This is a genomic window from Aeromonas sp. SCS5, from assembly GCF_001887375.1.
In the GTDB taxonomy this organism is placed as follows: Bacteria; Pseudomonadota; Gammaproteobacteria; order Enterobacterales; family Aeromonadaceae; genus Aeromonas; species Aeromonas jandaei.
In genome coordinates this window covers 270,465-294,824 of sequence record NZ_LFCS01000005.1, presented here as the reverse complement: position 1 = coordinate 294,824, position 24,360 = coordinate 270,465, and the positions used below count along the sequence as shown (strand labels likewise).

Here is a 24,360-nt window from a genome sequence, read left to right as displayed (position 1 = left end):
GCGCCTTTGCCGCTTCAGGCACAGGGCACACTCGTTTGGTGACTTGCTTTGCTACTTGAATTTTGAACGTTTCGGAATGGCGGGGACCACTCATCACACCTCCAATGGTTGTATCATTTTAAGGCTGTGAGGTGTCTAGGGTGCTAGGGAGGGGCAGATGACGATATCCGCTCAAACATTAATGAGGCGGAACGAGCGTGACTTATGTGCTGTGGCGCAAAGGAAGCTACGGCATGTGCTCACATCGTGGGAAGCTGTTTCATCAGCGAATACACTGTAGTTGGTGGAGGTGGCCAAACGACCGGATGCTATCCTTAGGAGTGGCTGTGAGACATTGTTTGTGTCTATATCGAGAAAACTGATTACCCCATCCCTGCCGGGGTGTATGCGTCAAGCCCATGCCGGCGAACGGTTACGCCTTTCGGAGTTGAATTCGATTTTCTGCAAGTCTTTATGGGGCGCGAGGCTTGTCATCTTTCTCTAGAGAGACGGTTGATAATTGGTAATCTGGAACCGATTTATTTTTTTAGGTGGAAATTAAGTGAAAATATTACTCTCTATAGTTATACCTACTCACAATAGAGCTCAGTATGCTGTACACTCAATAAAGTCTATTTTGGATCTGAACTGTGATAATATTGAATTAGTTGTGAGTGATACCAGTTCGGATTGTGCTCTGGAAGAATGGATCTCCAAATTAAATATAAGTGAAACAAAGGTTAGGCTAAGTTATATCAAGCATAAAACTCGTCTAGATATGACAGAAAACCATAACTTTTCATTATCACAGGCTACAGGAGAATATGTTTGCTTAATCGGGGATGATGACTCCATATCTCCAGAGCTTTGCGAGTTGGCTGAATGGGCAAAAAGTGAAAATGTAAATTTAATAACACCTAAAGTAAAGGCCAGCTATAACTGGCCTGATTTTGTAACAAAGGTATATGGAAAACAACATGCAAAGCGACTGTATTTACCTGCCTGTGTAGGTGGCTTGATAAAGAAGAACTCTCAGGAGGCGTTAATAAGCGCACTTGACAGAGCCTGTCAAGGAACGGATGGCTTACCAAAGTTGTATCATGGATTAGTTAGTCGAGCTTTGTTAGAAGAACTGCGGAATAGAACAGGCGCATATGTTCACGGTTCTAGCCCCGACATGTCTGCTGCTATAGGATTAGCTTTGATAACTAAAGAGTTCTATGAAATAGATTATCCACTAACCATACCAGGAGCTTCAGGTGGAAGTAATACTGGGAGGAGTGCACTAAACAAACACAAGGGTAAGATGTCTTCAGAGTCCCAGACAAGTGCATTCATTGACTCTGGTTGGAATCCTTTTATCCCAAAATTCTTTTCGGTTGAAACTGTTTGGTCTCACGCGGCCGTTAAAACATTAGAAAAACTAGCACCAAATTATGTGTGTGCTTTTAACTGGCTAAGTTTATATTCTCTTTGTGAGATAAAACATTCTGATTTTTTTGAAGAGATAAAGTCGTCTAAAGAGTGTTACTCTAATGAGTGTGTTTCTCGACAAGCAAGGATGAATTTTATAATTTTTACATTAAAAATCAAATATTATTATCATAGGATTTTATATATTCTTTCTAGAATTTTAAAGCCAACTGCCGCAGGAGGGAAAAAGTATATTCCAGGGGTTGAAACTGTTGCGGACACCCCTAAGCTATTACTAGCTTATGTAAAGAGTAATGGTTTTTCTCTTTCTTCTTTACTGGCTAGACACAAAAGAGTTTCATAGTATGATTTTTTATGCACCTAATGTTCATGTTGGTGGTGGGTTTGAATTATTAAAGTCTTTACTAACATCAATTGATGGTAAGGATATAATTTTCTTTCTAGATTCTAGAATATCAGATAAAATAGATACGTCCGGCTTTAGTTGCGTTTTTTTTGTTAAACCAAATGTACAGTCAAGATTGCATGCTGAGTTAAAACTTAAAGAAATATCTCGTTATGACACTAAAATTTTTTGCTTTCATGGATTACCTCCGATACTGGCAAAAAGTGAAAATATAACTGTATTTTTACAAAATAGGTTATACATAAACAGCTTTTCAGGTCAAGGATATGGAATTAAAATATCTATAAGGCTGTTTTTTGAAAGGTTAGTTTTTAAAAAGTTTGTTTTTAAAGTCAGGGAGTTCATAGTACAGTCAAGATCAATGCAGAGAGATTTGAAATGTTGGCTTGGAAAAGATAGTCACCAAGTAACGGTTTTTCCATTTATAGAATCGGAATGTAAGGTTGGCGCATATAAGTATGATAAAAAATACGACTTCATATATGTTGCTGATGATGGAAAACATAAAAACCATGTGGCACTAATAAATGCTTGGGAGCAATTAGCTATTAATGGACATGCTGTTACTCTTGCGTTGACATTGCCCATAAATAGCAAGTTGTTATCCATGATAGACATTTTTAATAAAAAATACGGTAACTTAATTATAAATCTTGGCATTCTTTCTAAAGATGCAGTTAGTCAGGCTTACAATGAATCAAGAGCATTAATATACCCATCTCTTGTAGAGTCTTTTGGAATGCCGCTGATAGAAGCGCAGTATTTTGGTATACCAATTTTAGCTGGGGAGCTGGATTATGTTAGAGATGTTGCTCACCCTGATGAAACCTTTAATCCTTGTTCGAGTTTTTCTATATATCTCGCAGTGCTACGTTATCTTGGAAAGACAGACGAACTTATTGAAGTTAAGAAGCCAATTGATTTTTTAAACTATTTAGTAAAACAATAATGGAGGTTGGTGTGTTTAAAGATAAAGTTTTATTGATTACCGGCGGTACAGGCTCTTTCGGTAATGCGGTGCTACGTCGTTTTTTAAATACCGATATTAAAGAGATCCGCATCTTCTCCCGTGATGAGAAGAAACAGGATGATATGCGTAAATTATTTAAGTCGGAAAAACTTAAGTTTTATATCGGTGATGTACGCGATTACCAAAGCGTGGCTAATGCCATGCGTGGGGTGGATTATGTTTACCACGCAGCAGCGTTAAAGCAGGTGCCGTCTTGTGAATTCTACCCACTGGAAGCGGTAAAAACTAACGTGCTGGGTACTGAGAATGTTCTGGAAGCTGCCATTAGTCATGGGGTCGAGCGGGTGGTGTGCTTGAGTACCGATAAAGCGGTTTACCCGATCAATGCCATGGGTATCTCCAAGGCGATGATGGAAAAGGTAATTGTTGCCAAGAGTCGTAACCTGGAACACACCAATACCACCATTTGCTGCACCCGTTATGGCAACGTGATGGCCTCGCGCGGTTCAGTGATCCCGTTATTTATTCGCCAGGTTGTTAATGGCGATGCTATTACCATTACCGACCCTGCGATGACCCGTTTTATGATGACCCTCGATGATGCGGTCGATCTGGTATTGCATGCCTTTGAGCATGGAAAAAATGGCGATATTTTTGTGCAAAAAGCACCAGCCGCCACTATTGAGGTATTAGTTAACGCCTTGCTGGAAATCCTTAATCAACCGCAACATCCGGTAAATGTGATTGGCACACGCCACGGCGAGAAGCAATTTGAAGCACTCTGTAGCCGTGAAGAGATGTTTGTCGCACAGGAGCAGGGGCAATACTTTAGAGTGCCTGCCGATAACCGTGACCTTAATTACTCCAAGTATTTTGAAGAGGGTGAGCAAGATCTGTCGCAGATTAAAGATTATAACTCACATAATACCGAGCGCCTCGATGTGGCCGGGATGAAGAAATTACTACGCAAGCTCGACTTCATTCGTGAGATCGAAGCCGGTAATATAATCGTACCGGAAGGGGTATAACGGTGAATGTGTTAATCTTGGGTGCCACCGGCATGTTGGGTTACAGCCTGTTTAGCAATTTGGCTGACAACCCAGCATTGAACGTCACGGGTACAGTGCGCAGCTTAACCGGCAAGGCGGCCTTTTTTGCGCAGTACCAAAAGCAACTGTTGCAAGGTATTGATGTCACCGATATTGCCAGCATTGAACAAGCAATTCTCACTACCAAGCCAGAGGTGGTGATCAATTGTATTGGCTTGATTAAACAGCACGATATTGCCAAGCAGCATGTGGCTGCGATTGAAATTAATGCACTACTACCACATCGGTTGGCTGCTTTGTGTGACCAATATGATGCACGGTTAATCCATTTTTCGACTGACTGTGTGTTTGATGGCAAGCAAGGCATGTATCAGGAAGCTGACTTGCCGACTGCAACGGATCTGTATGGAAAATCTAAGTGCCTAGGTGAGGTTAACTATGGCCGCCACCTAACCTTACGTACCTCGATCATTGGGCATGAGCTGGATTCAGCTGTTAGCTTGATTGATTGGTTTTTAAGCCAATCCGGTGCTGTGAATGGTTTTTCTAAGGCTGTGTTTTCTGGGATGCCTACTTGTTATATCGCCAAACTACTGGCAGACAACATTCTGAACAAGCCTGAGATTTGCGGGTTGTACCATCTGTCTGTCGAACCGATTAATAAGCACAGTTTAATCTCGTTGGTGGCCGACATTTATGGCAAAGATATTGAGATTAATGAGTCAACCCAACTGGTGATTAATCGTTCGCTCGATTCTAGCCGCTTGCGCCAAGCGCTGGATTTGACTGTGCCCAGTTGGCGTGAGTTGATTGAATTTATGCATAACGATTATTTGACAAGGTATGTGTAATGCAAAAGCTAAAAGTGATGACCATTGTTGGTACGCGCCCAGAAATCATTCGGTTATCGCGTACTATCGCCAAGCTGGATGAGTTTTGTGATCATACCTTGGTGCATACTGGTCAGAATTATGATTATGAGCTCAATCAAATATTTTTTGATGATTTAGGTATTCGGGCTCCAGATGTGTTTTTAGAGTGTGCCGGTGGCAACGCCGCCGAAACCATGGCGCAAGTGATCAGCAAGTCAGATAATGTTTTTGCTGAGTTAAAGCCGGACGCTCTCCTTATTTTGGGCGATACCAACAGTGCATTGGCCGCCATTTCGGCCAAGCGTAGAAAAATCCCGATTTTTCATATGGAAGCAGGCAACCGCTGTTTTGATTTGCGGGTGCCGGAAGAGATTAACCGTAAAATTGTCGATCACATTTCTGATGTAAATATGCCCTACAGCGATATTGCACGTGAATATCTGTTAAGCGAAGGCATCAAGCCTGATTTGATCGTTAAAACCGGCAGCCCGATGGATGAGGTGCTGGAATTTTATCAGGGTAAAATACACGCTGCTAATGTGGTATCTCGTTTTTCACTCACTAAGGGGAAATACTTTTTGGTGAGCGTGCACCGTGAAGAAAATGTGGATTCCGATAAAAATATTCACAGTTATGTGAGAGTATTAAATGAGCTTGCAGAGAAATATCAGTATCCGATTATTGTTTCAACCCATCCACGTACCCGCAAAAAAATTGAAGCATTGAATTTAACTTTCCACCCTTTAGTTAATTTGTTAAAGCCACTTGGTTTTAGTGATTATGTGCGCCTGCAAATGGATGCCAAGGTAGTTCTAAGCGATAGCGGTACCATTACGGAAGAGTCATCCATCTTGAACTTCCCTGCCGTCAATATTCGGGAAGCACAAGAGCGCCCAGAAGGGTTCGAAGAAGGGGCGGTGATGTTCACCGGCATGAGTGTTGAGCGGATCCTGCAAGCGATTGAAGTTTTGGAGCAACAACCGCGTGGTGCAACGCGTTTGATCAATAAGGTACAAGATTACATTGCTCCGAATGTATCAGAAAAAGTGCTGCGCACCATTTTAAGCTACACCGATTATGTTAATCGAGTGGTGTGGAGAAAGTCGCTGTGAAGATAGCCCTGTTCCCAGATGATTATTTACCCGATAGCACTTTAGTGCATGCCAAAATGTTCCATGAACTGGCATTAGAGTTTAAAAGGCTTGGCCATGATCCGGTGATAATTACGCCCAGTCATGGCAAACAAACCAAGCGCCTTCAGGTCGATTATTTAGATGGTATAGAAATATGGCGTTTTCGTAACCCGCCTATGCGGGGACAGGGCAAGGTTAAAAGAGCTATAAGTGAAACATTGCTATCTCTCAGTGCTTTCTTAGCAATTAAGGATGCAAAGGTTATATATTCATTCGAACTATGTGTTAATTATTCGCCAACTATTTTTTTTGGCCCACTAATGCATTGGCTTAAACGTAATGTGAAGACATTTAATTATTTAGTGTTGCGGGACATGTTCCCACAATGGGTAATAGATGAAGGGTTGATTTCTGCTAAATCGCCAATCGCTTCATATTTCCATTTTTTTGAAAAACTCAATTACAATGCATCAGATTGCATTGGTTTAATGTCTCCTGCTAATGTTGATTATTTTAGAACTCTGCATTCCCAATACAATAATCTACAAGTGCTAAGGAACTGGGCTGATATTAATCCTGCCAGTTTTTCGTCACAGCTTATAGACATCCGGAAGACATATAATTTAAATGACAAAGTCATATTTTTTTATGGCGGTAACATTGGTCACGCTCAAGATATGCGTAATTTATTGCGTTTAGTAAAAAATATGGTGCCATACTCAAGTGCCCATTTTTTGTTTATTGGACAAGGCGATGAATTCGAATTGGTCAAGCAGGCTATAACTGTTGAAAACCTTCACAACCTAACACTGCTCCCTTCAATTAACCAAGATGCATATAAGGAAGTCTTGACGCAGGTTGATGTTGGTTTGTTTTCATTAGCTAAAACGCATAAAGCGCATAACTTTCCAGGGAAGTTACTTGGTTATATGCTTCAGTCTTTGCCTATTCTTGGTAGTGTGAATCAAGGTAATGATGTGATTGATTTCATTAATGGCCAAGGTGCTGGATGGGCATATATTAATGGTGAGGATGATGCGTTGTTAACGGCAGCAATTAATCTTTTAAATGACAAAACGTTGCGTGTTGAAATGGGGATGCGTGGTTATGCTGTTCTTACAGCTAACTTTTCAGTTAAGGTTGCGGCTCAACAGATAATTAATACATTTTTAGAGTCAAAAAAATGACAATATTGCTAACCGGTGCCACCGGCTTTGTGGGTAATGCAGTATTGAAGCAATTAATGCTGCAACCTGATGTAACAGTACGTACTTATGGTCGTCATGCACCCGTTGGAATGAACGCTAACCGTGCTGCCGATACCAGTGCTCAAATGATTGGCCATGTGATGGGGGAGATTAGCGCTGCGGTGGATTATGGCACCGCCTTGGTTGATGTTGAACTGGTCATTCATTGTGCAGCACAAGCGCATATGATGAATAATTTAGAGGATAATGGGGTAGATATTTATCGGGATATTAATGTAGATGGCACATTGCAATTGGCGCGCCAGGCAATTACTGCGGGCGTGAAGCGTTTTATCTTTATCAGTTCTATTAAAGTGAATGGCGAATCGACGATTTATAACCAGCCTTTTACGCATGATTGTGTTGCAGCCCCTGAGGATGCCTACGGGCGATCAAAGCAAGCGGCAGAAGATGGGTTACGACAATTGGTGGCCAGCTCAGGAATGGAGCTGGTTATCATTCGTCCACCACTAGTTTATGGGCCTGGTGTTAAAGGTAATTTTTCTTCATTGCTGACTATTGCAAAAAAAAATCTTCCATTGCCATTGGGAGCTATCAATAACCAACGCAGCATGGTAGCGCTGGCTAATCTGGTTCATTTGATCATCACCTGTATCCGTCATCCACATGCGGCGAATCAAACCTTTTTAGTCAGTGATGATGACGATATTTCAACAACCAAATTGCTTGAGATGATGACGCGTGCAGCGGGTAAACCGCCACGGTTATTACCGGTGCCGATGAGTTGGCTGCAGTTCTTGGGGCGCATGACTGGAAAACAGGCTGTGATAGAGAGACTGTGTGGTAATCTTCAGGTAGATATTAGTCACACCAAACATACGTTGGGTTGGCAACCACCTATATCAGTAGCAGAAGGTATCCAGCGCTGTTTTATTGAGGAAGAATAACTATGTTGATCCGGTTGTTGGATTTTTTCGCAGCTTTTTTTGGTTTGGTGCTGTTGTGGCCCATTTTGCTTATCGTCATTATTATTGGCCAGTTTGACACTGGTTCGCCAATTTTTGTGCAAACCCGAGTTGGTAAACACAAAAAGCCTTTCAAGCTGATTAAGTTTCGCACTATGTCGGTCGATACCCAGTCGGTGGCAAGCCACTTGGCGAGCACAAGTTCGATCACCAAGTTAGGTGCCTTTCTACGCAAGACTAAAATTGATGAACTTCCACAACTGATCAATGTACTTAAAGGTGAGATGAGCTTGGTTGGGCCGAGACCTAACCTCTTTAATCAGGAGGAGCTGATTAAAGAGCGTGATGCCCTAGGCGTTTATGAAGTTTTACCCGGGATTACAGGCTTGGCGCAGGTACAAAATATCGATATGTCGACCCCTGCATTGCTTGCCAAAACAGATCGGCAGATGATCGATAGCCTCACCTTAACTAGCTACTTTCGTTATATCATCATGACGGCAACTGGTAGCGGTGCAGGCGATGCGGTTGGACCGAAATAATATTATAACTAGTTGCTTCACCTAATCTTACTTACCGCTGTTAACGAGATGGTTCCATTATGTTGACCTCTTTCTTGGCTATCCCCCGTGTTTATAAACGGGCCATTAGCATCTGTGCTGATCTGCTATTGCTAACTTTGGCATTCTGGGGTGGTTATTGGGTTCGCCTTGATGACAATATTCCATTGCAGAGTCTGCTGCACTGGCAAATGCTGGCGTTGTTACTACCGATCACTATCGTGATCTTTATACGGTTAGGGCTGTATCGCGCTGTATTACGTTATGTCGGTTTCAAGGTGTTGTGGACTGTGTCGCTTGGTGCTCTTCTTTCCACGATGTCGTTGGTTATGCTGGCATTTTTTATGGGGGTTCCACTTCCTCGTACTGTGTCTGTTATCTATTTTGCTTTTTCGGTGTTGTTGATCGGTGGGGTGCGGCTGTTTTTCCGTGCATTAGTGCAACGCTCCGGTCAGCAACGAGTGGCTGTGCTGATTTATGGTGCAGGTTCTTCCGGTCGGCAGTTGCAACTTGCGTTGAATCAAGGGCAGGAGTACCTGCCAGTGGCGTTTGTCGACGATGATTCCGCATTGGTTAAGACCGTGATCCAAGGGGTGAACGTTTACAGCACTGATGCTATTGAGGCGTTGATTGAGCGTTTTGATATTAAAAAAATCTTGCTGGCTATGCCGAGTGCTTCGCGTAGTGTCAGGCAAGCAGTGATCAATCGATTGGAGCAATGCCCATGTGAGGTTCTCTCTATCCCTGGTATGGCAGACTTGGTTGAGGGGAATGCTCATATCGATGAGCTTAAAGAAGTCAGTATTGAGGATTTGTTGGGGCGTGATGCTGTTGCCCCGATCCCTGAACTGATCAATGCCAATATATCTGGCAAACGGGTAATGGTGACGGGCGCTGGTGGCTCAATCGGCTCTGAGTTATGTCGCCAGATAATCCGTTGCAAACCCGCGCAACTGGTGTTGTTTGAGCTTTCTGAATATGGTCTATATGCCATTGATAAAGAACTGCAAGAAATCAGCAGGCAGGAAGGGTTGCAGGTTGAGATATTGCCATTGCTGGGGTCGGTGCAGCGGCAGCATCGCTTGCAAGCGGTTATGAGTACCTTCCAAATCCAGACGGTTTACCATGCAGCTGCTTACAAACATGTCCCGTTGGTTGAATATAACGTGGTTGAGGGTGTGCGCAATAATGTTTTTGGCACCCTTTATTGTGCACAGGCAGCTATCAGGGCCAAGGTTGAAACCTTTGTGCTGATTTCAACTGATAAGGCGGTACGGCCCACTAACACCATGGGCACCACCAAGCGATTGGCCGAATTGGTATTGCAATCGTTGGCTGCCGCGCAGCAGCAAACCCGTTTTTGCATGGTGCGTTTTGGTAATGTCTTGGGCTCTTCGGGTTCTGTTGTACCGTTGTTTCGCAAGCAGATCCGCGATGGTGGCCCATTGACCTTGACCCACCCTGACATCATTCGTTATTTCATGACCATTCCTGAGGCATCGCAATTGGTGATCCAGGCGGGGGCCATGGGGCAGGGGGGGGATGTGTTTGTGTTGGACATGGGGGAGCCGGTCAAGATCATTGATTTGGCGCACCGTATGATCCGTTTGAGTGGCCTAAAGCTCAAGAGCGACAAATACCCTACTGGTGATATTGAGGTTAAGATAACCGGCTTGCGCCCCGGTGAGAAGCTGTTTGAAGAGCTGCTAATTGGTGAGCAGGTTGAGGGCACTGCCCATCCCCGGATCATGAAAGCATCGGAGTCGATGTTGCCATGGCCACAACTGCGGGCGTTTTTGACCGAGCTCGATAGCGCGTGTTTCCGTTTTGATCATGAGCAGATCCGTAGCCTGCTGTTAAGTATGCCGACGGGTTTTAATCCTACCGACGGGATCTGCGATCTGGTGTGGCAGGCAAAAAATACTTTGCCTCATGAACCGAGCCTTAGTGTGGTCGAGGATATTGATTTTCTTAATTCAGAGAGTCATCAGCCTATGCATTAAAACGGCGTACTTTATGTAATGCACAGTGCTTGTGTGAATGATGGAACTGATAGATGGACAGAGGGACAACATGTTGAGGATCAATAGCTTGTTTGGGCCGAAGCAATCCTCTGTCCTCATCAGGGGCAATGTTCTGTCAGGGTGTAGCCTTTAAGCATGTCTTGTCAGTCAGCCTTATATCGCAGAAATGCTAGCTTGAATATGTTGAAAATTCTCGTTACCGGTGGCGCAGGCTTTATCGGCTCTGCCGTGGTGCGCCATATCATCCGTGATACCCAGGATGCCGTTATCAATCTCGATAAACTCACCTATGCCGGCAATCTGGAATCCTTGGCCGATGTATCGACAAGCGAGCGTTATGTGTTTGAGCAGGTCGATATCTGCAGCCGTGCCGAGCTGGATAGGGTGTTTACCCTGCACCAGCCGGATGCCGTGATGCATCTGGCCGCCGAGAGTCATGTTGACCGCTCCATCACAGGCTCGGCTGACTTTATCGAGACCAATATCGTTGGCACCTATATGTTGCTGGAAGCGGCACGTGCCTATTGGAACGGTCTGGACGAGGTACGCAAGGCGGCCTTCCGTTTCCACCATATCTCCACCGATGAGGTGTATGGGGATCTGCCCCATCCGGATGAAGTGGCTGCCGGTGAGCCACTGCCGCTCTTTACCGAAACCACTCCTTACGCCCCCAGCAGCCCCTATTCTGCCTCCAAGGCTTCCAGCGACCATCTGGTACGCGCCTGGCGCCGTACTTACGGCCTGCCGACCATCGTCACCAACTGTTCCAACAACTACGGCCCTTATCACTTCCCCGAGAAGCTGATCCCGCTGGTGATCCTCAATGCACTGGATGGCAAGCCGCTGCCGGTCTATGGCAAGGGCGACCAGATCCGTGACTGGCTCTATGTAGAAGATCATGCGCGCGCGCTCTACAAGGTGGTGACTACTGGCTTGGTCGGGGAGACCTACAACATCGGCGGTCACAACGAGAAGCAGAATCTGGAGGTGGTACACACCATCTGCGATCTGCTGGACGAGATGGTGCCAAAAGCGGGCTCTTATCGTGAGCAAATCACCTATGTGGCGGATCGTCCCGGTCACGATCGCCGCTATGCGATCGATGCGACCAAGATGAGCAGTGAGCTTGCTTGGCAACCGCAAGAAACGTTCGAGTCGGGCATTCGCAAAACCGTGCAGTGGTATCTGGATAACCAGCTGTGGGTCAGCAACGTGAAGAGCGGTGCCTACCAATCCTGGATTGAGCAGCACTATTCCGCGATTGAACAGAACGATGGGGAGCGTGCCTGATGTATATTCTGCTGTTTGGCAAAAACGGCCAGGTAGGCTGGGAGCTGCAGCGCGCACTGGCGCCGCTCGGGCGCATCACGGCCGTTGATTTTGACTCCACCGACTATTGCGGCGATTTAAGTAACCCGGCAGGGGTGGCCGAAACGGTACGTCTGGTCAAGCCGGATGTGATTGTCAACGCAGCGGCCCATACCGCAGTGGACAAAGCAGAGAGCGAGCGGGAGTTTGCCGAGCTGCTCAACGCAACCAGCGTGGCAGCGATAGCCAAAGAAGCGGAAGCATTGGGTGCCTGGTTGGTGCATTACTCCACCGACTATGTGTTCGATGGTAGCGGCGAGCGCCCCTGGGTGGAAACCGATGCAACGGCACCGCTCAACGTCTATGGCGAAACCAAGTTGGCGGGTGAGCAAGGCGCCGCTATTTGCTCCCGTCACCTGATCTTCCGCACCAGCTGGGTCTACGCCGCCCGTGGTGCCAACTTTGCCAAGACGATGCTGCGTTTTTGCAAAGAGCGTAACGAGATGTCAGTCATCAATGACCAGTTCGGCGCCCCGACTGGCGCCGAGTTGCTGGCCGATTGTACCGCTCATGCGATCCGCGTGGCGCAGTGCAAACCCGAGGTCGCCGGGCTGTACCATCTGATTGCCTCCGGTACCACCACCTGGTTTGACTACGCCCAGCTGGTGTTTGCCAAAGCCAGAGAAGCCGGGGTTGAACTGGCTGTCACGCAACTCAACGCTGTGCCGACCAGTGCCTTTCCGACCCCGGCCAAACGCCCCCATAACTCCCGCCTTGATACCAGCAAATTCCAGCGTACCTTCGATCTGGTGCTGCCGGACTGGACCGTCGGTGTAGAGCGGATGTTAACCGAGATCCTGGGCAAATAAATCACTGGTCAGGGATGTGTTGAACACCTCCCTGGCTGGCAGGGATAAAACAGAAAGGTGTGGCCACTAGCCACCCTTTTCTTTTGCAATTTAAAAATAAGAAACAAGCATCATGACCAAACGTAAAGGCATTATTCTGGCCGGTGGCTCAGGCTCCCGTCTCTATCCGGTGACCATGGCGGTGAGCAAGCAGCTGCTGCCCATCTATGACAAGCCGATGATCTACTACCCGCTTAGCACTCTGATGCTGGCGGGTATTCGCGATATCTTGATCATCAGCACGCCGCAAGATACCCCCCGTTTTGAGCAACTGCTGGGTGATGGCAACCAGTGGGGCCTGAACTTGCAATACAAGGTGCAGCCAAGTCCGGACGGATTGGCTCAGGCCTTTATTCTGGGTGAAGAGTTCATCGGTTCAGACCCCTGTGCGCTGGTGTTGGGCGACAACATCTTCTACGGTCACGACCTGCAGAAACAGCTTGAAGCGGCGGCAGCCAAAGAGAGTGGCGCTACCGTCTTTGCCTACCACGTGCATGACCCCGAGCGTTATGGGGTGGTGGAATTTGATAAAGAGGGTACCGCTATCTCTCTGGAAGAGAAGCCACTGGAGCCCAAGAGCAACTATGCGGTCACCGGCCTCTATTTCTACGACAACAGCGTGGTAGAGATTGCCAAGAGCCTGAAGCCATCGCCTCGTGGTGAGCTGGAAATAACTGATATCAGTAATCATTACCTTGCTACAGAGCAATTGACAGTCGCCATAATGGGGCGCGGCTATGCCTGGCTCGATACCGGAACCCATGAAGCCCTGCTTGAAGCGAGTAACTTTATTCAGACCATCGAAAGGCGTCAGGGATTAAAGGTTGCGTGTCCGGAAGAGATTGCCTTTCGCAAGGGGTTTATCAATGCCGAGCAGTTGCGCGCACTTGCTATCCCGTTGGCAAAAAATGAATATTGTCAATACCTGCTAAGGTTACTTGCCGCGCAGCCTGATGTGTGAGTCAGGTGGGATTTTCGAGCTTAAGGGGACGTTCGGTCGAAGAAGTCAAACTGTAAGCAAGTGGTCATCTGGTTCTTTTCGCATGGGGTTATCAATGCAATATCGTGCAACATCGCTAGCGGGGGTGATGATCCTTACGCCTACGACTTTTTCGGATCATCGTGGTCAATTTCGTGAGTGTTTTCGTCAAGATGAGTTTGAAAAGCACTGTGGTCATTATCCGCTGGTGCAAGACAATCTGAGCCGCTCGGTCGGGGGCACGTTACGTGGCTTGCATTACCAATGCAGCAGACCACAGGGCAAGCTGGTGCAGGTCATCAGCGGAACCATTTTTGATGTGGTGGTCGATATTCGGCCTGCGTCACCAACGTACGGGCAATGGTTGGGTTGTCTATTAAATGCAGAACTTGGTGAGCTTATCTGGGTTCCCCCCGGTTTTGCGCATGGTTTTTATGTGGTCAGCGATAGAGCTGATGTTTTTTACAGATGTAGTGATTATTATCATCCCGGTGATGAAGCTGCTATTCGATGGGATAGCCCTAACCTGGCGATCAAATGGCCACTATCTGAACAGTGGCCTTTATTGCTATCGGATAAAGACCGCCAAGCACCTTTTTTTGTTGGTGCCCCTTAATGGTATTCCTGTTGTAAAATTTTTAACATTAATAATGAAGAGAGAGAAATGAGCAAAAAAACGCCAATCATTCCTGAGCCGTGGGTACAAGTACCGACATCAGATGAGATAGATCTGCGAGAGTTGGTGCTGGTGCTGTGGCGTCAAAAAGTTCTGATATTGTTGGTGACTGGCGTGTTTGCTATGGGGGGTATTGCCTACGCTCTATTGTCGCCACAAGTTTGGTCGGCCAAGGCGGTGATCTTTGAGCCGCGTAGCGAAGATCTGCGTCCTCTATCACGAATGGCCAACCAAGCTACACTATTTGGGATAAGCGGTTTTCCCAGTGGACAGGAGTTGTATGATGAGTTCGTTCGTGAGTTCAACTCTTATGAGAATCGTCGCGATTTTTTGAAGAGCAGTTCCTTCTTCCAAGAACAAGTCCAGTCGGCTCAGTTGGATTCGCGTGAACAACGCCTGTGGTTACGTAAGTGGGCCGAGTTAATCACTGCTGAGGCCGTGGATAGAAAGGGGGAAAGACCCGGGATTATCATTACGAGCAGTGCAGAAAATTCAAGTCAGGCATTAACGTTGCTGGAAACCTATATTCAATTCATTATTTCAAAGCAACAGCACGAAATAGTCAGTAAACTGAAGGAAAAACAGTCAGCTGATATTTCTATTTTGAGCACTAGCTTGCAATTAATCAAAGAAGATGCCGAACGTGCGTTAAAAAATGATATTGATAATCTGGCTCTGACTATATCAATTGCCAAAGCTGCTGGCGTTGAGCAACCACTGACTAACTATAATAACGATGATCGCTTTGCACCCACTTTAGGCACTAAAGGGTTGGAAGAAAAACTGAAGGTGCTCAAAACTCTAGATCTGACCACATATCAACCTAAATTAACCGAGCTTCAGGTGAAGATTGATCGTCTCAAGCTTGTCAAAATGGATGATATTAGCTTCAGACCCTTCTCGTATCTTGATGCTCCAGAAGAGCCACTAAGCCGTGATAAACCCAAACGTCCATTGATAGTGGTATTGGCAACCCTTCTCGGTGGTATGCTTGGGGTCGCAATTGTGCTGGTACGCCATGCTTTTCGTCGGCCAGAAGCGGCATAATGTGAGTGGTTGACTGAGTGGAGGGGGCAATTTGCCCCCTTTCTTTTTATTGATATCTTCGGTGTCCTTTCAATGTTGGGTTGGCCTAAGGAGCTGGGCTGTGACGTTAACACGAATCATGATGGTTTTATGTGTGCTCTACTGGCTGCTGGGTATGCACTTTTTTATGCACAATCCGGGAGGTGCAGCGCTGTATCTGCCATTTAACGCATGGGGATGGGTATTTGCCTCGTTCGCTATTGGGCTGGGATTGTGGCAAGTGACGCTACGCCAGCGTCTGGCCTTTTCTCCTTTGCAAGCAGGTTTATGGATAGGTGCTTTCTTACTGTTGCTCCCTATGCTCTATTTAGGGTTTGAACTTAAGGATTTTGCCATTCCCAGATTGCTGGGGCTTTTTGCTGGTCTGCTGTTTTTGTTCGGTCTCTACCAATGGCGATTTAATCGGTTGCAGCGTGACCGATTGCTCTATCTCGTCCTGATTGCAATCGCAATAGAGGCTGTGATTGGTATGGTGCAATTCTATCTATTGACGCCAGGTAACTGGATTGGCTATGACACCAAGGTCAATCGCCCATATGGGATATTCCAGCAGCCAAATGTGATGGCAACCTTTATGGCAACAGGGGTTGCCCTTGCTATCTGGCTGGAATTACGTAGCGAGGGGAGTCGCTTGCTGATGACTCTGCGCTATGGCGTCATTCTATCTGCGGCACTGTTACTGGTTGTTTTACAATCCCGAGTGGGCCAATTAGGTGGCCTTTTAGCCCTGTTTTTATTGTGGCCGCAACTGTATCGTCACCAATTGCTCTGGCGCGTATTGGCTCTGATTATATCGGCGGTAGTGATTGGCCTGCTATCACAATACTGGATGGCAGGAGCCAAGCGTGGGCTGGAGATCTACCAGTCTGGTGGCATGCGTTCCATTTATTGGCCATATGCGATAAAGCTGATTTTGCAGGCACCCTGGACAGGGTGGGGGTATGGCAGTTTTGAGTCTGTATTTCTGCATCACTATATGGCGGATAAAGCGCTGAATCCTAGTATGGTTCAGATTGAATACAACCTGGATCATCCACACAATGAATTTCTCTACTGGGCTGTTGAAGGTGGCATTGCCCCTATGGTCGGAATGGTGATCATGGGAGGCGCACTATTGTGGCGGCTGAGTAAGACTAGATTGAGTCATGGAATGGCGTTGTTGGCGCTGGTTACCCCTATCTTGTTGCATACCCAGACAGAATATCCTCTCTATCATGCTATCGCATTGTGGTGGCTGCTTCTGACGCTTATTTACTTCATTGATGCTGAGGTTGAAGAAGCCGCCCTTACCAATGATGGGCGTACCACATGGTGGGAATTTGAGTATCGCCCTTGGTTGTTATTACGTTTTATGGCAATTGCGATCCCTTTGGTCGTGGTTCCTTTTATGCTGACTGCGATCCATACCGCCTGGGTAGTTACCAAATATGAGCGAGGTGGCTATAAGGAACCGACCTTGTTGCTGGATATAGTTAATCCAATGGCATGGTTGACCAGAGTCGAGTTCGATGTGAACTCGGTTCGTCTTATGGTTGGTTTGCAGACCCATAACAAAGCTGAACTTGAAGCTTATCTTGATTGGGGTAAAGAGTTTGTTCGCCATACGCCAAGAGCCAATATATACGCCAATATGGTCATAGCTCTTAATGCACTGGGGCGGATTGAGGAGGCCAATGCACTGCGTCGTGAGGCGTTGGTGCTATACCCAACCGAGCCTTTATTGACAGGCTCTATAGCCACCTCAGTGATCAATAGCGTTGATCAGCGAGCCAATAGTGCAGCAAAGGAAGCCAAGAGACAGTAATCTCACGGGAAAGCCAGTTCTTAAAGTGCTGCCTTTCCTATTGGTTACTACCTTTGCCGCTGTAGAAATCAAGAACCAGCTATCAGGATATCATAACATGATGATTTATATGGATAAGCCAATTGTTTGACGGCAATTTCTTCGAGGGCTTAATTGGGGAAGGGGTATATCATTAACCGCTGAGTTTGCAGACCTACTCTCCTGATTTGATATAGTGGATTGTGTTGCGCTGTGCTGTGCTTTTTACTGAGATATCTCTCATGATTATCAAACATAGACCTGGCCGATTCTGAGTGGGTTCATTGGCACCATGTGGTAATTATGAGACTATCTCTGTCGTTTATTTAGCCTTGTTTTTTCAAAACGGCAGCCTGGCATAAGCGTTTTTCATCTATGTCTGTGTTCTCTTTTTCGAACACAGACAACCACCACTAACTTAACTGCTAATAAAAAGCTTGAAGTAAATAAAAACTGTATGTTGTCTTGAATTGTCCATGCTATTCTAAAACCGTTATCTCTGTGACCGATTTTTGTGAGGAAATAATGAACGAGTTTCTGAAAGTTCTGCTGAACATTCGTAGTCTGCGTGCGGCTATTCGCGAGCTGCCGTTTGAGCAATTGCTGGAAGCTAAAGAGAAGTTTGATCTGGTTTATCAAGAGCGCGCTGATTCTGTTGAGCAGGAGCGTGCCGAGCAGGAAGAGCGTCAGCGCAAGCTGAGCGAATTCACCGAAATGCTGCAGCAGGCTGGTATTGATCCTCGTGAGCTGCTGGCTAGTGCCGCTGCTCCGGCTGCTGCGACTGGTGCTGCCAAGAGCAAGCGTGCTCCGCGTCCGGCTAAATACAAGTACGAAGAAGATGGTCAGGAAAAAACCTGGACCGGTCAAGGCCGTATGCCGAAAGCCATTGCTGCTCAGGTAGCGTTGGGCAAAGACCTGAGCGATTTCCTGATCTGATTTTGTCAGTTTGGATATTCGATAATGCCGCCTCTGTGCGGCATTATTTTTTTCTGCTGCATATTCTCATTGGATTATTCAATCCGCTCACCACTATTTTTCTTCCCTCTTTGTGAACTGGTTCTCCGTAAACACCTTATCTCTAGCATTTTATGAACTGCGGTAAATGCAGGTAGTGCGTGGCTCGATCCCGACAAGGGGTGTGTACCGAGTATGTCTTTGCATGAAAAATGATGGGAAGGGATATGACAACAGAAACAAAACTGCACCAAGCGTTATCTCTCATCCTGCATATTTCTAGACAAGGGGGAGCGTTGGAGGGGGAAGTAAAAAGAGAGAAGAAGATGGGAGAAATCTACAAGGCCCCACCCGTTTTCACGAGGTGGGGCATGTTGATTATTGGGTCAGGTTATCGCTGCCGCCGATGGCACGATAGATTTTCGCTGTAGTGTTGAGCTGTTCCTTCTGCTGAGCCAGCAGGCTCTGCTCGGCATCCCACAGGCGGTTCTGCTCGTCGAGCCAGGCCTGAACTCCGGTAGCCCCAGCTTCAAAGCGCGCCTTGGCCAATCGCTCAGACTCTTTGGCATACCCGAGTTGTTCCTGCAGGTAGCTGAGCCGCTGTTGGCCGTAGCTTCGTGCTGCCAGATTGTCTTCCACCTCGACCAGTGCGGTATAGAGCTGCTTGCGAAACTCGGTTTCGGCAATCTGGTAATCAACTTGTGAGCTCGCAATAGCAAGACGGGTGTGGTTGTACTCAAGGAAGGGGAGGGCAAGGGTTGCCCCCAGAGAGCCGACCGGGTTTTGCAGCACCTGCGCCAGTCTGTCCGAGGCTGTGCTGGCACTGCCGGTCAGGGTGAGGCTCGGATAAAAACCGGTGCGGATCTCATCCCCTCTGGCCAGGGTTTTGCGCAGCCGCAGTTCCGCTGCTTTCACATCGGGGCGACGAGCCAGCAGATCGGCTGGAATGCCGACTGCAAGTTCAGGAATGGGCCGGGTTGTCAGCGAAGTCGGTGCATACTCCAGCTGTCCGTGGCTGCGGCCAAGCAGCAGGCGCAAGGCATTACGGGCCTGCTCCTGCTGCGCCTTGAGGGAGGCGAGCTCAGCCTGTTTGCCTGCTTGCTGCTGGCGGGCCTGTGCCAGATCGAGTCGAGTGATGGCGCCGGCCTTGTATTTGGCCTGGGTCAGCTGCTCGGTGCGGGCCAGGTTGGCCAGCTGTTGCTCGCTCAAGGTAATGGCCGAGGCGAGATAGCCAAGCTGCCAATATTGCTCAAGGCTATTGCCGATCAGCAGCAGACGAGTGCTGGCCAGATCCTGCTCGCTGGCGGCCGCTTCCCAGCTTGCCTGATCCCGCGCCGATGCAAGCTTGCCCCACAGATCCACTTCATAGCTCAGGCCAAGTGATGGCCCCATACTGCTGGTTGATTTACCGCTCTTCAGATCCTTGTTGCTACTCGCGCCCAGGCTGCCATTGACCGAGGGGGTAAGATTGGTATCGGCCTGATCAGCACCCAGCCGGGCGCTCTTGAGCTTGAGGGCGGCAATGCGCATGTCCGGGTTGGCGGCCAGCACCGCCTCGACCAGCTGGTTGAGCTGCGGGTCGTGAAAGGCTTGCCACCAGGGGCCTGCCTGGGTGGCAAGCTGTTCGCTGTTCGCCTGCTGCCAGACGGGTGCGATGGCGAGATCTTGCCGGTGATAGGTGCTCTGCTGGCTGCAGCCACCAACGGCGATACAGAGGGCCAGCCAGGATAATTTGTACATGTTATTCCCTCGCCAGAGCGACCACGGGGTCGAGTCTTGCCGCGTTGCGCGCAGGCAGATAACCAAAGAGGATCCCGATGAGTGACGAGCAGCCAAAGGCCATCAGGATAGAGAAGAGCGAGAACTGCATCTTGATGCTGTCGACCAGCAGGGAGAAGAGCATGCCGATCCCGAGGGAGAGGCCAACCCCGCAAATCCCGCCGAGCAGACTTACCATCACTGCTTCTATCAGGAATTGCTGCAATATGTCGGACTGACGGGCACCGACCGCCATGCGGATGCCGATCTCGCGGGTTCGCTCCACCACCGACACCAGCATGATGTTCATTACCCCGACGCCGCCGACGATCAGCGAGATCAGCGCGATGGCCGAGACCATCAGGGTCATGGTGGCGGTCGTTTTCTCCACTGACTTGATGATGCTGTCGCTGCTGAAGGTGAAGAAGTCCTTCACGCCGTGGCGTTTGGTCAACAGCTCGATTACCGCCTGCTCCGCCAGTGCCGGCTGTATGCCATCCTTGACCCGGATGGTGAGCTGGCTGAAGTGATGCTGCGAAATCAGGCGGCTCATCACCGCACTGTAGGGGAGCCAGACATTGACCGACTGGCTGGAGGGGCCAAAACCTGTCTCCTGCGAGACAACCCCGATGATGCGCACCGGCAGCGTGCCGACCATCACCACTTTGCCAACGGGATCATCCTTGCCAAGCAGGCTGCCAATGCTCTTCTTGTCCACCACGGCGACGGCAGCACGCTGCTGGATATCTTGCCATTCGAGCAGGCGTCCGCTCACCAGCGTCATTCCTTTCACCTTGAAGTAGTCATTGCTCACTCCGGTCACGCTGCCACTGCTGGTCTTGTTGCGGTAACGCAGCTGGCCCGGGCTGGCAATCTCGGGACTGGCGCCGGCCAGATAGGGCTGCCCCAGCAGGGCATCGAGATCCCCCTTGTTGAGGGTCTGGATGCTCGCCATCTTCTCATCACCCCACCCTTTGCCCGGGAATATCTCGATAGTGTTGGTGCCCATCGCATTGATCTGGTCGATCACCTTGGTTCTCGCTCCTTGCCCCAGCGCCACTACGCTCACCACGGCGGCGATACCGATGATGATGCCGAGCATAGTGAGGAAGGTGCGCATCCGGTGGGCCAGCATGGCGTGAACTGCCATTCGCCCCGCCTCCCGATAGCGATCCCAGTCGTAGCTGGCCCCTCCGCCAGCGGCTGGCGGCACGTTGAGGACAGGTTGGTTGGCAGCGACCTTGCGTCCGCTATCTTCCTGCACCCGACCATCTTTGAGAGTGATGATCCGGTCGGCGTGGCTGGCCACCTCCATGTCGTGGGTCACCAGAATGATGGTGTGCCCCTGCTGATGGAGCTCTTTGAGGATAGCCATCACCTCCTTGCCGCTCTGGCTGTCCAGCGCGCCGGTTGGTTCGTCCGCCAGGATCACCTCGCCACCATTGGCCAGTGCCCGGGCAATACTGACCCGTTGCTGCTGGCCGCCGGAGAGTTGTCCCGGCGTATGGTGACTGCGCTCGGCGAGCCCGAGGCGACCGAGCAGCTGACGTGCCCGTGCTTGTCGGTCATGGCGACCGGTACCGGCATAGATGGCTGGGATCTCGACGTTGGCGGCCGCATCGAGATGGGGCAGCAGGTGATAGCGCTGGAAGATAAAGCCGAAGTGGTGGCAGCGAAGGCGGGCGAGCGCCAGCGCATCGAGCGTCGCGGTATCCTCTCCCCGGAACAGATACTGGCCACCGCTGGGGCGATCGAGGCAGCCCAGCAGGTTCATCAGGGTCGATTTGCCGGAGCCGGAGGCGCCAACGATGGCGATCATCTCCCCGGCTTCGATAACCAGATCGAGGGGATGGAGGACGGTCACCTCCTGCTCGCCGCTCTGGTAGCGCCGCTCGATCCCTTTTAGCTGGATCAGGGGCTCACTCATAGCATGACCGCCACATCATCCTGAGCGGCAGGTGCGCCGTGATTGAGCTGCACCTGCTCTTTTTCGTCCAGACCGCTCACGACTTCGATCCGGATTTCATCTTTCATGCCGGTCTTGATATGGCGGGTTTCGGTCGTCTCATCGTCCTTGAGCACGGTGACTTCATACTCGTTCTCTCCCAGCGACTTGCCGAGGGCAGTTTGCGGTACAGTGAGTACCTGCTTGCGCTCACCGAGCACTATGGTCACCTGGGTGGTCATTGCCACCCGCAGGGTATGGTCTGGATTTGGCACATCGAACAGGGCGTAGTAGTAGACGGCTGCATTGCTGGTAGTGGTACCGGTTGCAGCCTGATCGTTGATGTTGGTAGGCGCTAACTCCACGGCGCGCAATTTCCCCTGATAGCGGGTGTCCGGATCGCCAATCAGGGTGAAGTAGACCGGCATCCCCGCCTTCACCTTGGTGACATCCGCTTCGGAGATCTGCGCCTTGACCGTCATGGTATCGAGGTCGGCCAGCTTGAGCACGGTTGGTACCGTCTGGCTCGCTGCCAGTGTCTGGCCCTGGCGGGTGACAATAGTAATCACGGTGCCATCCATCGGCGCCAGGATCTTGGTGTAGCCGAGCTCGGTTTTGGCCCGCTCCACTTTGATGATGGCGTTGTCGATGTTGGCCTGACTGCTTTGCAGGTCAGCACGGGTGACGGCCAGCTGCGCTTCGGCGCTCTCCAGATCGGCGCGCGAACTCGCCTCCTGCCTGAACATCTGTGACTGGCGCTGCCATGCCAGCTGATACTGCTTGAGCTGAGCCTGCTTGATCTTGAGCTGGGCGCGGTTGCTGGCAAGCTCGGCCTCGGCGGTTTTCAGGTTGTTCTGGGCGATGAGCGGATCAATCTCCGCCAGCAAATCCCCCTTCTTGACCCGATCGCCTGCCTCGACCGCCAGCTTGGTGACCTGGCCGGAAACCTGAGCACCGACATCAACCTGTTCAACGGCTTGCAGCACGCCGCTGGCCAGCACGGTTTGGGCAATATCTTCCCGGGTAACCGGCGCTTTGAGGATCGCTTTGGGAGGATCGCTTGGCCATACCAGCCAGCCGATCAGTGCCAGCCCGAGCAGAGTGAAGATCGCTCGGGTTCTCAGCTTGGAGCTTATTTTCATTGAACACCTGAATGAAATCAGAACACGAAAGGGTTATAGGGCGACAATCGTGCAGCAAAGCCATGGCAAATAACAGCCGAAAATATGTAAGCAAAGTTATGGTGTTACCTGTCAATTGGGGGGCTAGTCTCGACTCGAGCGGTGGTGAAATAAAAAAGCCCCGCACAGAGGCGGGGCTTTTGCTGAGGCTTGGTGATAGGCGTGCTTAAGCCTTGGCCAGCAACTCCATCACCCAGGGCAGACCCTGCTTCTTGCGGCTGACAAAGCCGGGGTGGTAGCTGGACTCTGCCGGTACTTTGGCGTGGCGGGTAAAGTAGATGCGGCTGGCTGCGGCGGTCAGGTCGGTCACCATCAGGACGAAGAAGTCGAGCCCTTCGCCTTCAACACGGTGTGCCATCTCTTGCTGCAGAGTGTCGATCTGGTCGGCAAGCTGTTGTTCGCTGCCCACTTCAATCTGGCTCATGATGAAGTTCAGACCTTCGGCTTGGAATGCTTTCTCATCCTGCTGCAGCAACTGCGCAGGAGTGAGACCGCTCAGATCGGTTTTTGCCATCAGCAGCTGTTGACCAAACTCGGCCAGCGACACCTCGGCCAGCGGCGCAAGACGCTCGCAGGCGATCTTGTCCTGCTCGGTGGTGGTCGGCGAGGTGAGACAGAGGGTGTCGCTCATGATGGCACCCAGCATCAGGCGAGCCTGGCTGCGGGTCACGGTACCTTGCTGGCTCAGCAGGTCAAAAGCGATGGTGCAGGTGCAGCCGACGGCACGGATCCAGGCATCCAGCGGAGACTGGGTGATCAGGGAGCCGAGGCGGTGGTGATCCACCAGACCCAGTACATTGGCCTGGGAGAGGGTGGCGGGGCCCTGCTCCAAATCACTGAAGTCGACCAGCCAGACATCTTTATCGGTCAGATCCTGAGTCAGCAGCTCAGGTTCGGCGATGCCAGCCTGTTCCAGAATGAAGCGGGTTTCGGTACGCAGATCGCCAAGGCGCCATGGGGTGGCCTGACGGCCTTGTGCATTGAGCCAGTCAGCGATCACCAGAGCGCTGCAGATACTGTCACTGTCGGGATTCTTGTGGCCAAAAACGTGGATCATAGACAAAGCCTCACAGTTGGATACCCATAAAGGGGGCAACACTATGCGAAATCCCCCTCGTCAAGGCAACCCGATCCCGGCAGATG

The 24,360-nt window shown here is 49.5% G+C and carries 20 protein-coding genes; 16 read left to right on the top strand and 4 right to left on the bottom strand.

Features of this window, described 5'->3' with window-relative positions; genetic code table 11:
* Window positions 1-541 precede the first annotated feature (541 nt).
* The 16 genes from BS300_RS07550 (at window position 542) to BS300_RS07475 (ending at window position 18,315) form a co-directional block, all read left to right on the top strand.
* Window positions 542-1,756 carry a glycosyltransferase family 2 protein gene (locus BS300_RS07550; RefSeq protein WP_071911873.1) on the top strand — a complete coding sequence of 405 codons (1,215 nt, stop codon included), beginning with the start codon at window positions 542-544 and terminating at the stop codon, window positions 1,754-1,756.
* 1 nt (window position 1,757) lies between these two features.
* Window positions 1,758-2,768 (top strand): glycosyltransferase, encoded by a 1,011-nt coding sequence (locus BS300_RS07545; protein WP_158025283.1) that lies wholly within the window; start codon window positions 1,758-1,760, stop codon window positions 2,766-2,768.
* Window positions 2,769-2,779: 11 nt separating this feature from the next.
* The gene (locus BS300_RS07540; protein ID WP_071911977.1) at window positions 2,780-3,817 is read left to right on the top strand and encodes a polysaccharide biosynthesis protein; all 1,038 of its coding nucleotides are present in this window, start codon (window positions 2,780-2,782) and stop codon (window positions 3,815-3,817) included.
* Window positions 3,818-3,819: 2 nt separating this feature from the next.
* Window positions 3,820-4,689: an SDR family oxidoreductase gene (locus tag BS300_RS07535; RefSeq protein WP_071911869.1), complete on the top strand. Its 870-nt coding sequence runs from the start codon at window positions 3,820-3,822 to the stop codon at window positions 4,687-4,689.
* Window positions 4,689-5,822: a UDP-N-acetylglucosamine 2-epimerase (non-hydrolyzing) gene (gene wecB, locus BS300_RS07530; RefSeq protein ID WP_071911868.1), complete on the top strand. Its 1,134-nt coding sequence runs from the start codon at window positions 4,689-4,691 to the stop codon at window positions 5,820-5,822. The genes BS300_RS07535 and wecB overlap by 1 nt, the downstream gene beginning before the upstream one ends.
* The gene (locus BS300_RS07525; RefSeq protein ID WP_071911866.1) at window positions 5,819-7,030 is read left to right on the top strand and encodes a glycosyltransferase family 4 protein; all 1,212 of its coding nucleotides are present in this window, start codon (window positions 5,819-5,821) and stop codon (window positions 7,028-7,030) included. Before wecB ends, BS300_RS07525 begins: the two co-directional genes overlap by 4 nt.
* Window positions 7,027-7,998 (top strand): SDR family oxidoreductase, encoded by a 972-nt coding sequence (locus BS300_RS07520; RefSeq protein WP_071911864.1) that lies wholly within the window; start codon window positions 7,027-7,029, stop codon window positions 7,996-7,998. Before BS300_RS07525 ends, BS300_RS07520 begins: the two co-directional genes overlap by 4 nt.
* A gap of 2 nt (window positions 7,999-8,000) precedes the next feature.
* Window positions 8,001-8,558, top strand: a complete 558-nt coding sequence (locus BS300_RS07515; protein WP_143241733.1) for a sugar transferase — start codon at window positions 8,001-8,003, stop codon at window positions 8,556-8,558.
* 59 nt (window positions 8,559-8,617) lie between these two features.
* The gene (locus BS300_RS07510; RefSeq protein ID WP_071911862.1) at window positions 8,618-10,579 is read left to right on the top strand and encodes a nucleoside-diphosphate sugar epimerase/dehydratase; all 1,962 of its coding nucleotides are present in this window, start codon (window positions 8,618-8,620) and stop codon (window positions 10,577-10,579) included.
* A 204-nt stretch (window positions 10,580-10,783) separates the two neighbouring features.
* The gene (rfbB, locus tag BS300_RS07505) at window positions 10,784-11,890 is read left to right on the top strand and encodes a dTDP-glucose 4,6-dehydratase (protein WP_071911973.1); all 1,107 of its coding nucleotides are present in this window, start codon (window positions 10,784-10,786) and stop codon (window positions 11,888-11,890) included.
* Window positions 11,890-12,777 carry a dTDP-4-dehydrorhamnose reductase gene (rfbD, locus tag BS300_RS07500; RefSeq protein WP_071911860.1) on the top strand — a complete coding sequence of 296 codons (888 nt, stop codon included), beginning with the start codon at window positions 11,890-11,892 and terminating at the stop codon, window positions 12,775-12,777. The genes rfbB and rfbD overlap by 1 nt, the downstream gene beginning before the upstream one ends.
* Before the next feature lie 112 nt (window positions 12,778-12,889).
* On the top strand, window positions 12,890-13,777 hold the full coding sequence (gene rfbA, locus BS300_RS07495) for a glucose-1-phosphate thymidylyltransferase RfbA (protein ID WP_071911858.1): 888 nt from the start codon (window positions 12,890-12,892) through the stop codon (window positions 13,775-13,777).
* A 94-nt stretch (window positions 13,778-13,871) separates the two neighbouring features.
* Entirely contained in the window at window positions 13,872-14,411 is a 540-nt protein-coding gene (gene rfbC, locus BS300_RS07490) for a dTDP-4-dehydrorhamnose 3,5-epimerase (RefSeq protein WP_071911856.1), read from the top strand.
* A gap of 48 nt (window positions 14,412-14,459) precedes the next feature.
* On the top strand, window positions 14,460-15,518 hold the full coding sequence (locus BS300_RS07485) for a Wzz/FepE/Etk N-terminal domain-containing protein (RefSeq protein ID WP_083593422.1): 1,059 nt from the start codon (window positions 14,460-14,462) through the stop codon (window positions 15,516-15,518).
* A gap of 118 nt (window positions 15,519-15,636) precedes the next feature.
* Complete coding sequence (locus BS300_RS07480; RefSeq protein WP_143241742.1) at window positions 15,637-17,361, top strand: Wzy polymerase domain-containing protein; 1,725 nt, start codon at window positions 15,637-15,639, stop codon at window positions 17,359-17,361.
* Window positions 17,362-17,904: 543 nt separating this feature from the next.
* Entirely contained in the window at window positions 17,905-18,315 is a 411-nt protein-coding gene (locus BS300_RS07475) for an H-NS family nucleoid-associated regulatory protein (RefSeq protein WP_071911852.1), read from the top strand.
* Window positions 18,316-18,711: 396 nt separating this feature from the next.
* On the opposite strand, the gene BS300_RS07470 is transcribed toward BS300_RS07475, so the two are convergent.
* From BS300_RS07470 to BS300_RS07455, 4 genes are all read right to left on the bottom strand, one after another.
* On the bottom strand, window positions 18,712-20,073 hold the full coding sequence (locus tag BS300_RS07470; RefSeq protein ID WP_071911850.1) for an efflux transporter outer membrane subunit: 1,362 nt from the start codon (window positions 20,071-20,073) through the stop codon (window positions 18,712-18,714).
* 1 nt (window position 20,074) lies between these two features.
* Window positions 20,075-22,018 (bottom strand): MacB family efflux pump subunit, encoded by a 1,944-nt coding sequence (locus BS300_RS07465; RefSeq protein ID WP_071911848.1) that lies wholly within the window; start codon window positions 22,016-22,018, stop codon window positions 20,075-20,077.
* The gene (locus tag BS300_RS07460; RefSeq protein WP_071911846.1) at window positions 22,015-23,178 is read right to left on the bottom strand and encodes an efflux RND transporter periplasmic adaptor subunit; all 1,164 of its coding nucleotides are present in this window, start codon (window positions 23,176-23,178) and stop codon (window positions 22,015-22,017) included. Before BS300_RS07460 ends, BS300_RS07465 begins: the two co-directional genes overlap by 4 nt.
* Before the next feature lie 205 nt (window positions 23,179-23,383).
* Window positions 23,384-24,274, bottom strand: coding sequence for a manganese-dependent inorganic pyrophosphatase (locus tag BS300_RS07455; protein ID WP_071911844.1), 891 nt, complete (start codon window positions 24,272-24,274; stop codon window positions 23,384-23,386).
* Between the last annotated feature and the right edge of the window lie 86 nt (window positions 24,275-24,360).